The organism is Streptosporangium sp. NPDC000239 (genome assembly GCF_040300765.1).
Classification (GTDB): Bacteria; Actinomycetota; Actinomycetes; order Streptosporangiales; family Streptosporangiaceae; genus Streptosporangium.
Window position 1 is genome coordinate 40,920 of sequence record NZ_JBEPEI010000002.1, and the last position, 10,347, is coordinate 51,266.

Sequence of the window (10,347 nt, forward strand, 5' to 3'; positions counted from 1 at the left end):
CCGTCAGCCCTGGGTGATCGGCTGGAAGATGGACTCGAAGGTCTTCTCCTTGGCCCCGTCGAGGGTCACGTAGGAACGCAGCCTGGCCATGTCGGCGTCCGAGGGGTAGATCATCGGGCTGTTCGCCAGCTGTTCGAGCGCCGCCTTGTCCTCACCGGACTGCTTGGCCGCGTCGGCGAGGACCAGGTCCTTGGTCGCCGGGACCGGCGTGATGTAGTTGATGGCCTCGACCAGGGTCGTCGCGATCTTGGGCTGGTAGACGTAGTCCATGTACGTCAGCGCGTCCACCGGGTTCTGCGCGGTCCTGGGGATGCACATGTTGTCGGTCCAGATCGTGCCGCCCTCCTGGGGGACCACGAACTTGAGGTCCTTGCCCTCGGCGACCTGCTGGAAGATGTCGCCCGACCAGGCCATGGTGATCCACACGTCGCCCCTGGCGAGCGCGTCCACGTAGTCGTTCTCGTAGTACTTGCGCACCAGCCCCGCGTCGCGCTGCGCCTGGAGCCGCTCGGCCGCCTTGCGCCAGTCGGCCTCCGTCGAGGTGTCGGGGTCGATGCCCAGGGAGAACAGCCCGACGTTGGCGATCTCCTCGCTGTCGGTCATCATGCCGACCTTGCCCTTGTACTTGGGGTTCCAGAGGTCCTCGACGCTCTTGACCTCGTCGACGTACTTGGGGTTGTAGGCGATGCCGGTCAGCCCGACCGTCCACGGGATCGTGTGGGCGTTGCCCGGGTCCCACGTCGGGTTCTTGACCTTCTGCGCGGCGTTGGCGGCGAAGTTGGGCAGCTTGGAGTGGTCCAGCGGGGCCAGGTAGTCGAGCTGGATGGCCCGGCCGAGGTGGATGCCGTTGGTCAGCACCATCAGGTCGTGGCCGATGTCGTTGCCCGCGGCGAGCAGCGGCTGGATCTTGCCGAAGAAGGACGGGATCTCCTGGATGACCTCCTTGTAGGAGACCTTGATCCCGGTGTCGGCGGTGAACATCTCCAGCGACGGGTACCTCTTGCCGTCCTTGTCGATGTACAGCGGCCAGTTGGCGAACCGCATCGTCCCGTTGCGCTTCTTACCGGTCCAGAAGTCGGCGACCGCGTCCTTCTTCGGTGTGGTCACGGGCTTCTTGCCCTGGATGCCGCAACCGGCCAGGGCGAGCCCGGCGGCCGAGAGCCCGGCCAGACGCAGGGCGTCGCGGCGGGTGACCGAGCGGTTTTGCGTCAGGCCCCGCAGCAGGGCGGGGTTGGAGCGGGGGTCCATGGCTGTGGTCAACGTCAACTTCCGATCACGTACGAGTGGCGTGCCTGCCACGACAACCAGACGGCCTCGCCACGCTCGGCCGTGCTCGTGCTGTCGAGCGCGTTCTGCTGGAAGACGGTGATCTCGGCGCCGTCGGCGAGGCGCACCGTGTAGCTGTTGTAGAGCCCCAGGTAGACGACCTCGGAGACGGTGCCGCGCACCGCGCTGAGGTCGCCCTCCGGCTCCCCGGCGGAGATCGTGATCTTCTCCGGGCGCACGGTGACCGCGACGCGGTCCCCCGTGACGTGGGCGTCCCCCTCGACCAGGACGCGCCCTCCGTGTCCCGCCCGCAGGACGGCCCGCCCGGCGCCCGTCTCCTCGACGACGCCGTCGAGGAGGTTGGAGGTGCCGATGAAGCCGGCGACGAACGCGGTGGCCGGACGCTCATAGATCTCGCGGGGCGGGGCGAGCTGCTCGACCAGGCCGTCGTTCATGACGGCGATGCGGTCGCTCATGGTGAGCGCCTCGCTCTGGTCGTGGGTGACGTAGACGAAGGTGATGCCGACCTCGCGCTGGATGCGCTTGAGCTCGATCTGCATGGCCTGGCGGAGCTTAAGGTCCAGGGCGCCGAGCGGCTCGTCGAGCAGGAGCGCGCGGGGGTTGTTGACCAGGGCGCGGGCCAGGGCGACGCGCTGCTGCTGGCCGCCGGACATCTCCCTGGGGCGGCGCTTCTCCCGCCCGGTGAGGTCGACGATCTCCAGCATCTCCCCGACGCGCCGTTTGATCTCGGCCTCGGCGACCTTCCTGCGCCGCAGGCCGAAGGCGACGTTCTCCCAGACGTTCATGTGCGGGAACAGCGCGTAGGACTGGAAGACCATGTTCACGTCGCGCCTGTTCGGCGGGACCCCGGTGACGTCCTGGCCGTGCAGCCTGACCGTGCCGCGCGAGGGGTCCTCGAACCCGGCGATCATCCGCATGGTCGTCGTCTTGCCGCAGCCCGAGGGCCCCAGGAGGGAGAAGAACTCGCCTCCGGCGATGCTCAGTGTGACCCCTTTGACCGCCTGGACGACCTCACCCTGGGCGAGGTACTCCTTGACGACTCCGGAGAGCTCGATGGCGGGCACCTGGGGGGAGGAGGGGGCGGCCGCAACCGCCCCCTCCTCTTCTGAGCCCGCCTGGATTTCGGTCATACCAGGCTTAATCTCTCTGTCTGCGGCTACTCGCCGATGTAGTGCATGACGTGCTTTACGCGAAGGTAGTCGTGAAGGCCGAAAACCGACAGGTCCTTACCGTATCCGGAGTGCTTGAACCCTCCGTGCGGCATCTCCGAGACGAACGGGATGTGGGTGTTGACCCACACGACGCCGAAGTCCAGCCTCCTGGAGACCCGCATCGCCCGGCCGTGGTCGGAGGTCCAGACCGAGCTGGACAGGCCGTACCTGACACCGTTGGCCTTGGCGACCGCGTCGGCCTCGTCGGAGAAGGTCTGCACCGTGATGACCGGGCCGAAGACCTCGTTCTGCACCATCTCGTCGTCCTGGCGCAGGCCGTCGACGACGGTCGGGGCGAAGAAGTAGCCCCGCTCGCCGACCCGCTCGCCGCCGGTCAGCACCTTGGCGTGCCCGGGGACGCGCTCAAGGAAGCCCGCGACCCGCTCCAGCTGGGCGGCGTTGTTGAGCGGGCCGTACAGGGCGTCCTCGACGGACAGGTCACCGGTGACGGTCGCGGCCGCGGCCTCGGTGAGCGCGGCGACGAAGGCGTCGTGGGCGTCCTCCTGGACCAGCACCCGGCAGGCCGCGGTGCAGTCCTGACCCGCGTTGTACAGCCCGGCGGTCGCGATGGCCTCGGCGGCCGCCTTGAGGTCCTTGACGTCGTCGAAGACCACCACGGGGGCCTTGCCGCCCAGTTCGAGGTGGACGCGCTTGAGGTCGTCGGCCGCCGACCTGGCCACGGCCATGCCCGCGCCGACGGAGCCGGTGATCGCGACCATCTGGGCCGACGGGTGGCCGACGACCAGCGCGCCGGTCTCGCGGTCGCCGACGACGACGTTGAAGACGCCCTTCGGCAGGATCTCACCGATGATCTCGGCGAGCTTGACGGTGGAGACCGGGGTGGTGTCGGAGGGCTTGAGCACCACGGTGTTACCCGCGGCGAGCGCGGGGGCGATCTTCCACACCGCCATCATCAGCGGGTAGTTCCACGGCGTGACCTGGCCGACGACGCCGATCGGCTCGTGCCTGATCACGGAGGTGTGGTCGGCGAGGAACTCACCCGACGTCGGCCCCTCAAGCGTGCGCGCGGCGCCCGCGAAGAACCGGAAGTGGTCGGCGGCCACCGGGGTCTCGTCCTCGGCCATGCGGGCGAGCGGCTTGCCGGTGTTGCGGCACTCGGCCTCGTTCAGCTCATCCGCCCTGGCCTCGATCGCGTCGGCGACCTTCAGCAGCAGACCGGCGCGCTCACCCGGGGTGGTCTGGCTCCACGACTCGAAGGCGGCGGTCGCGGCGGCGTAGGCGGCGTCGACGTCCTCGGCTCCGGAGACCGGGGCCTGAAGATAGGCTTCCCCGGTGCAGGGGTCGATGACGTCGGAGAACCTGCCGCTTCTGGCGTCCACGAGCTCACCGTCGACGTAGTTGCGCAGCCGGGCGGATTCACGGTTCTCAACCGGGGTGGTCACCGTTGACCTCCTAGTTCTTTCGAGCTGAGTCGTCGAGACTCTTACAGAGGAGAAGACCCTCGACAAGGGATTTCGTTGTTAAGATATCAAATTGCTACGAAATCGCTTGACAGAGACGTAATAACTGACACGATGTCGCACCAGAGCCGCGAGAACACCGGCGACACACACGCATCAGGACGTCTCAGGGAGCGCGCATGACGACCCCGTCCAAGGCACGCCGCGAGAACGACGCCAGACCCGGCACCGTCGTCCTCGACGAGATCTCAAAGAAGATCATCGAGCAGTTACAGGCGGACGGGCGCAAGCCGTACGCGGCGATCGGCAAGGCGGTCGGCCTGTCCGAGGCCGCGGTGCGCCAGCGGGTCCAGCGCCTGATCGACGGCGGTGTCATGCAGATCGTCGCGGTCACCGACCCGCTGACCCTCGGCTTCTCCCGCCAGGCCCTGATCGGCATCAAGTGCGAGGGCGACCTGGAGGCGGTGGCCCAGGAGCTGTCCCTCATCGCCGAGCTCGACTACGTCGTGCTGACCGCGGGCGCGATGGACATCATGGTCGAGGCGGTCTGCGAGAGCGACCAGCACCTGCTGGAGATCCTGGGCAAGATCCGCGCCATTCCCGCGGTCCGCGGCACGGAGACGTTCGTCTTCCTCAAACTCCACAAGCAGACCTACTCCTGGGGCACCCGCTGACCCCTTGGAGCGTTTCTCGGGAAGCCCACTACCCTTCTGGGACATTCCTTGGGGGACCCACCGGCCTCCTGGGGCGGCACGCTTTCTGTTAACTTTATTTCCTAATTGCTAGCGTTTCCCCCGCGACCACACGCGCGCCTCAGCGACGGAAACGGGTGATCACGAAAGTGGTACCAGGCATGCGGCTCTCCAAGGTGTTCTTCAGATACTCGCGACGCGGTCCGTGGGTGCTGCGGGACATCGACCTCACGCTACGGCCCGGCTCCGTCATCGAGGTCACCGGCAAGAACGGAGCCGGCAAGTCCACCCTGCTGCGCCTGCTGGCCGGGATCGTCCCGCCCTCCAAGGGCACCGTCGCCCAACGGCCCCGCGTCGTCGGCTACGCCCCCGACGTCTTCCCCATCGGCCAGCCGTTCACCGTCACCGCCTACCTGACCCACATGGCCGAGATCCGGGGGGTCTCCCCCGCCGCCATAGGACGCCTCGCCGACCGGCTTGAGGCGACCCACCTGCTCGAACAGCCGCTCGGCGACCTGTCGAAGGGCAGCGCCCAGAAGATCGGGCTCATCCAGTCGCTGCTGGACCCGCCGGACCTGCTCATCCTGGACGAGCCCTTCGCCGGGCTCGACGCGCACACCCGGGGCGAACTGCCCGCCATGATCGGCGAGATCGCCGCGAACGGCGGGACGGTCGTGGTGAGCGACCACCAGAACCAGCTGGAGAACTTCCCCGGCGCCGACCACTGGCTTGTCGCGGGCGGTACGGTGACCACCCAGGCGGGAGAGCGCCCCAAGCAGGTCGTGATCGAGGTGCTCGTCGACGCCGCGGAGGCCGACGAGGTCGAGCAGAAGCTCCACGCCGACGGCTACACGACCAGGCGGGCCCTGTGACCCCCTCCGCGTCACGCCTTCCCGGCGTCAGGCAGATCACTCCCTACGGCGCCCTCCCCCATCCGAAGGCGGCCGCAACGCCCAGGAAGGCCAGATGATCCCCCTCGTCCGTTTCAAGCTGGCCGCCTACACCCGGTCGCACCGCCTGCTCCAGCCGGTGATCGCCCTGTTCGCGATGCTGGCGATCTTCTACTCGTCGCCGGGACCCGCCCTTGAGGGCTACAGCGACTCGGCCGCGCTGCTCATCGTCGTCTTCGCCTGGGCCGCCAGGAGCCTGCTCGACACCGAACCGCCGACCCAGCGGCTGATCTCGATGACGGCGGCGGGAAACCCCGGCCGGGAGGTCACCTCCGGCCTGGTCGCCGCCTTCGCCGTCAACCTCGGCCTGGCGGCGGTCGCGATCGTGGCCCCCCTGATCATCCGCTTCGGCGTCCTGCCCGCGCCGGGCGACCTGGCGCGCGGCGTCGGGCTCCACCTGCTCGGGGTGTGCGTCGGCACCGCGCTCGGCGCGCTCGCCAGCGCCCCGATCCTGCCCTCCCCCGCCACCTCCCTGGTGGCCCTGTTCGGCGGCTACACGGCCATGCTGCTGCTCAGCCTCACCCCGATCGGGTCCTTCCTGGTGCCGATCATGCCGTGGATGCGGGCGACCAACTCGGGCAGGCTCGACGAGGTCCTGCTCCCGATAGCCACCGCGACACTCCTGTGGTCCGCGGCGGGCGTGCTGGCCTACCTCAGACTGCGCCGCTCCCGCCCCTGACGGACGCCGCCCTTGGCCCGTGTCAAGGCGTGACGGCGAGGACCGGGTGCGGCGGGGGGCGCCGGGTGCGGGGGCGGGTCGGTACGGCGGGCGGCGGCCGGGGGGCCGGCCGTAGGGCCTGGGGGGTTGCCTGGACTGTTCGGGGGCTATTCGGCGGCGGCGAGCTGGCCGCAGGCACCGTCGATCTCGCGGCCCCTGGTGTCGCGGACCGTCACCGGGACGCCGTGGAACTCCAGGCGGCGGACGAAGGCCTGCTCGTCCTCCGGGCGGGAGGCGGTCCACTTCGAGCCCGGGGTGGGGTTGAGCGGGATCAGGTTGACGTGCACGAGCTTGTTCCTGACCAGCTTGCCGAGCAGGTCGGCCCGCCACTCCTGGTCGTTGATGTCCTTGATCAGGGCGTACTCGATCGAGACACGGCGCTTGGTCCTGGCCGCGTACTTCCAGGCGGCGTCGAGGACCTCGGCCACCTTCCAGCGGGTGTTGATCGGCACCAGGGTGTCGCGCAGTTCGTCGTCCGGGGCGTGCAGCGACAGCGCCAGCGTCACCGGCAGCCCCTCCTCGGCGAGCTTGCCGATCGCCGGGACCAGGCCGACGGTCGAGACCGTGACCCCGCGCGCCGAGATGCCCAGCCCCGAAGGGGCGGGCTCGACCAGCCTGCGCACGGCCCCGATCACGGCCTTGTAGTTGGCCAGCGGCTCGCCCATGCCCATGAAGACGACGTTGCTGATCCGGCCCGGCCCTCCTGGGACCTCGCCGGAGGCGAGAGCCCTGGCTCCCGCGACCACCTGCTCGACGATCTCGGCGGTGGACATGTTGCGGGTCAGGCCCGCCTGGCCCGTCGCGCAGAACGGGCAGTTCATCCCGCAGCCCGCCTGAGAGGAGACACAGATGGTCGTCCGGTCCGGGTAGCGCATCAGGACGGACTCGACCAGCGCGCCGTCGAACAGCCGCCACAGCGTCTTACGGGTCGTGCCCCTGTCGGTCGTCAGCTCCCTGACCGACGTCAGCAGCTTCGGGAACAGCGCGGCGGCGAGCTTCTCCCTGGCCGCGGCGGGCAGGTCCGTCATGAGGGCCGGGTCGCCGTTGAGCTTCTCGAAGTAGTGCCGGGAGAGCTGGTCCGCGCGGAACGCCTTCTCACCGAGCTCCGTGACCGCGGCCTTGCGCTCGGCCATGGTCAGATCGGCCAGGTGACGGGCGGGCTTCGCCCTGCGGGGCGCCACGAAGGTGAGCTGGCCGGGGGCGGGAGTCCGGCTCTGGCTCTGGCTGGCAGTGGACACGGTGCAAAGCCTTCTCTCGACGGTTACGCGAATACTTCGGAAGCGGTGCTCGCCCCTGATCTAGAGTCCGGAGGTATGGCGACAATCCGCTCCACGGGCGAGCGGGGAGACGACGTCGAGGTCGTGTTCACCGACGTCAATCCCTACGGGAGCCGCACCCTGGTGGTCGAACGCGACGAGACCTCCTCGGTAGCTTACCTGCGCGGGCCTCACGGCACGGTTCACGGAGCGGTGTGGCTGGCAAACCACGGCCGCGCCCCCGAGGCCTTCGACCCGTCCCGTCCCGAATCCGGGCTTCCCCCGGTGGCGCCTAGGGCGAACACCGGGCACCCCGACGGCAGGGCACCGCTGGGCAGGTTGCGGGCGCTGTGGTTCGAGGAGGGCGACGGCGTCGCCCTGTACGAGAACGACGAGTTGCTGGCGGTCATTCCTGGCTGGGCCGACATGAGCCGCGGCATGCCGGGCTACTCCTTCGACGCCGTCGGAGAGTTCCCGTTCGCCTGGTCGCTTGAGGAGGCCCTGGAGGGGCTGGCCCCCAGACTGGCCAGGGCCCGCGCCTACTGGGACTGGCGGACGGGTGAGGGAGCCTGGGCGACGTTCCAGCAGTTCGTGATGGGCCACCTGGACAGGACGGTGGGCACGGCGGGCAGGTTCTGGGACGCCGGAGGCGACCGGCTGCCGACGGTCGGCATCACGGAACGGCCCCCCGAGGGTCAACGCGAGTACACCGTCCTGTCCACGGTCGGAATGAGCTGCCAGCCGATGCCGACCGTCGAGCAGTACGTCGAACGGCCCCAGGCCCGCACCAGGATCGAACTCGCCGTCGCCACCCCCGGCGACCCGCGTGAGGCCGCCAGGCTCTTCCTGTGGCTTGCCCAGTATCCCTGGCACTCGGTCACCTGGCTGGGACACGGCCACACCGCCAGGTGGTACCACCGCCCCGAGACGTTTCCGCTCGGCTCCCCCTACGGGGGCGTCATCATGCTGAGCGGCCTGCCCGGCCTGCCCGACCTGTCGGGTTTCGCCTTCGGCGGGGACGACGTCGAGTGGCTGTGGCTGGTCCCGATCACCGCCGAGGAGCTCGACCTGGTCGGCGAGGAGGGCCACCGGGCGCTCCTGCCCCGCCTCTCCTCGGCCCGGATCACCGGGACCTGAGGGCTCACACCAGCAGCGTCAGCAGCGCCCAGATCGGGATCAACGCGGCCAGCAGCGAGTCGAGGCGGTCCATCAGGCCACCGTGACCGGGCAGGACGCTGCCCATGTCCTTGACGCCGAGGTCCCGCTTGATCACCGACTCGACGAGGTCTCCCAGCGTGGCGAAGGCGACCGCGACCGCGCCGATCAGCACGCCCTTCCACACGGCGTCGCCGAGCAGCCACGCGACCAGCCAGCCGCCGACGGCCATGCAGGCCAGTGCGGAGCCTGCCAGCCCCTCCCAGGTCTTCTTCGGGCTGATCCGCGGCGACATCTTGTGCCTGCCGAACAGGATGCCCGCGAAGTAGCCGCCGATGTCGCTGGCGGCCGTGGTCGCGACGAAGACGACCACCCGGTCCGGCCCCTGGTCATCGGCGAGCAGAAGCCCGACGAACCCGGCCAGCAACGACGGGTAGACGGTCACCAGCAGGGTCGCGGAGATGTCGCGGACGTAGCCCTCCGTGCCCTGGAACATCCGCCAGATCATCAGCACGAGCACGGTCATCGCGAAGGCGCCGACGAGCCACGCGGGCCCGTCCCTGCCGCCCCAGTAGGCGCCGCAGACCATGATGGCCATCCCGGCCAGAACCGGGACCACCGGGACGTTGATGTCCCTGGCCGCGAACGACTTGACGAGCTCCGTCACGCCGATGCCCACCGCCGCGATCACCACGGCGAGAAAGAGCCACTCGACGAAATAGAGGGAGGCGATGATGACCGCTCCCAGACCGGCACCCACCGCGATCGCGACGGGGAGATTCCGGCCGGTACGGCTACCGCCCGTCGCAGGTTCCACGAGGCCCTACTCTCATGCGAAAAATCCTTGTCCCGCGCGGAAGGCCGGGCGGGACAAGGATCACAGGCTCAGACTTCGAGCAGCTCGGCTTCCTTGTGCTTGAGCAGCTCGTCGATCTTGGCGACGTGCCTCTGGGTGAGGTCGTCGAGCTCCTTCTCGGCGCGACGCACCTCGTCCTCGCCCGCGTCGCCGTCCTTGACCATCTTGTCGAGGGTCTCCTTGGCGTGACGGCGGATGTTGCGGACGGACACCCGGGACTGCTCCGCCTTGGTGCGGGCGACCTTGATGTACTCCTTGCGGCGCTCCTCGGAGAGCTCGGGGAAGGCCACCCGGATGACCTGACCGTCGTTGCCCGGGTTGACGCCGAGGTCGGAGTTGCGGATCGCCTTCTCGATCGCCGCCATCGAGCCCTTGTCGAAGGGCTGGATCACGACCATACGGGCCTCGGGGACGTGGAACGAGGCCAGCTGCTGAATGGGCGTGAGGGCGCCGTAGTACTCAGCGCTGATCTTGTTGAACATCGACGGGGTGACCCGGCCCGTGCGGATGCCGGCGAAGTCGTCCTTCGCCACGGCCACGGCCTTCTCCATCTTTTCTTCGGCTTCGAAGAGAGTTTCGTCAATCACAGCGGCTCCTGCCTTCTCGGTCACTCACCATTCCACACCCGCTTCGCGGAACGCCGTACCATCCGGAGGGGTCCCTCCATATGGCCGGTGCCGCCTTCCGCTCCGCTCACCGCGGTCAGGCTCGCTCCCCGTCTTCCGGGTCACCGACCCGACTCACTCACTTCACGGGAGACTCCTACGTCGCCCACCGCTCCGCTCGCTCCGTCAGGCTCGT

Annotated in this window: 10 protein-coding genes; 4 read left to right on the forward strand and 6 right to left on the reverse strand. The window is 69.0% G+C overall.

What is annotated here, in order from left to right; all coding sequences use genetic code 11:
- Positions 1–3: 3 nt before the first annotated feature.
- Genes ABT340_RS05695 through ABT340_RS05705 form a run of 3 tightly spaced genes read right to left on the reverse strand, consistent with a single transcriptional unit; the run spans position 4 to position 3,901 of the window.
- Entirely contained in the window at positions 4–1,248 is a 1,245-nt protein-coding gene (locus tag ABT340_RS05695) for a polyamine ABC transporter substrate-binding protein (protein WP_352010156.1), read from the reverse strand.
- A 14-nt stretch (positions 1,249–1,262) separates the two neighbouring features.
- Positions 1,263–2,417 carry an ABC transporter ATP-binding protein gene (locus ABT340_RS05700; protein WP_352009505.1) on the reverse strand — a complete coding sequence of 385 codons (1,155 nt, stop codon included), beginning with the start codon at positions 2,415–2,417 and terminating at the stop codon, positions 1,263–1,265.
- Between the two features lie 26 nt (positions 2,418–2,443).
- Complete coding sequence (locus ABT340_RS05705) at positions 2,444–3,901, reverse strand: gamma-aminobutyraldehyde dehydrogenase (protein WP_352009506.1); 1,458 nt, start codon at positions 3,899–3,901, stop codon at positions 2,444–2,446.
- Between the two features lie 197 nt (positions 3,902–4,098).
- On the opposite strand from ABT340_RS05705, the gene ABT340_RS05710 reads away from it, so the two are divergent.
- The 3 genes from ABT340_RS05710 to ABT340_RS05720 all read left to right on the forward strand — a co-directional run bounded on the left by ABT340_RS05710 (position 4,099) and on the right by ABT340_RS05720 (position 6,240).
- Positions 4,099–4,593 (forward strand): Lrp/AsnC family transcriptional regulator, encoded by a 495-nt coding sequence (locus tag ABT340_RS05710; RefSeq protein ID WP_352009507.1) that lies wholly within the window; start codon positions 4,099–4,101, stop codon positions 4,591–4,593.
- Between the two features lie 179 nt (positions 4,594–4,772).
- Positions 4,773–5,483, forward strand: a complete 711-nt coding sequence (locus ABT340_RS05715; RefSeq protein WP_352009508.1) for an ABC transporter ATP-binding protein — start codon at positions 4,773–4,775, stop codon at positions 5,481–5,483.
- A 94-nt stretch (positions 5,484–5,577) separates the two neighbouring features.
- The gene (locus ABT340_RS05720) at positions 5,578–6,240 is read left to right on the forward strand and encodes a hypothetical protein (protein WP_352009509.1); all 663 of its coding nucleotides are present in this window, start codon (positions 5,578–5,580) and stop codon (positions 6,238–6,240) included.
- A gap of 146 nt (positions 6,241–6,386) precedes the next feature.
- Here the strand turns inward: ABT340_RS05720 and rlmN are convergent, their stop codons facing one another.
- Positions 6,387–7,517, reverse strand: coding sequence for a dual-specificity RNA methyltransferase RlmN (gene rlmN, locus ABT340_RS05725; protein WP_352009510.1), 1,131 nt, complete (start codon positions 7,515–7,517; stop codon positions 6,387–6,389).
- A gap of 75 nt (positions 7,518–7,592) precedes the next feature.
- On the opposite strand from rlmN, the gene ABT340_RS05730 reads away from it, so the two are divergent.
- Positions 7,593–8,672 carry a suppressor of fused domain protein gene (locus ABT340_RS05730; RefSeq protein ID WP_352009511.1) on the forward strand — a complete coding sequence of 360 codons (1,080 nt, stop codon included), beginning with the start codon at positions 7,593–7,595 and terminating at the stop codon, positions 8,670–8,672.
- A 4-nt stretch (positions 8,673–8,676) separates the two neighbouring features.
- On the opposite strand, the gene ABT340_RS05735 is transcribed toward ABT340_RS05730, so the two are convergent.
- Both ABT340_RS05735 and frr read right to left on the reverse strand, forming a co-directional pair.
- On the reverse strand, positions 8,677–9,507 hold the full coding sequence (locus ABT340_RS05735; protein WP_352009512.1) for a phosphatidate cytidylyltransferase: 831 nt from the start codon (positions 9,505–9,507) through the stop codon (positions 8,677–8,679).
- A 68-nt stretch (positions 9,508–9,575) separates the two neighbouring features.
- Positions 9,576–10,133: a ribosome recycling factor gene (gene frr, locus ABT340_RS05740; protein ID WP_352009513.1), complete on the reverse strand. Its 558-nt coding sequence runs from the start codon at positions 10,131–10,133 to the stop codon at positions 9,576–9,578.
- Positions 10,134–10,347: the final 214 nt, after the last annotated feature.

Bases quoted from the DNA above. Each gene is read 5' to 3' on its own strand.
- ABT340_RS05715 (WP_352009508.1), top strand. From the start codon at position 4,773: ATGCGGCTCTCCAAGGTGTTCTTCAGATACTCGCGACGCGGTCCGTGG.
- ABT340_RS05700 (WP_352009505.1), bottom strand. From the start codon at position 2,417: ATGACCGAAATCCAGGCGGGCTCAGAAGAGGAGGGGGCGGTTGCGGCC.
- ABT340_RS05720 (WP_352009509.1), top strand. From the start codon at position 5,578: ATGATCCCCCTCGTCCGTTTCAAGCTGGCCGCCTACACCCGGTCGCAC.
- ABT340_RS05730 (WP_352009511.1), top strand. From the start codon at position 7,593: ATGGCGACAATCCGCTCCACGGGCGAGCGGGGAGACGACGTCGAGGTC.
- ABT340_RS05710 (WP_352009507.1), top strand. From the start codon at position 4,099: ATGACGACCCCGTCCAAGGCACGCCGCGAGAACGACGCCAGACCCGGC.
- ABT340_RS05695 (WP_352010156.1), bottom strand. From the start codon at position 1,248: ATGGACCCCCGCTCCAACCCCGCCCTGCTGCGGGGCCTGACGCAAAAC.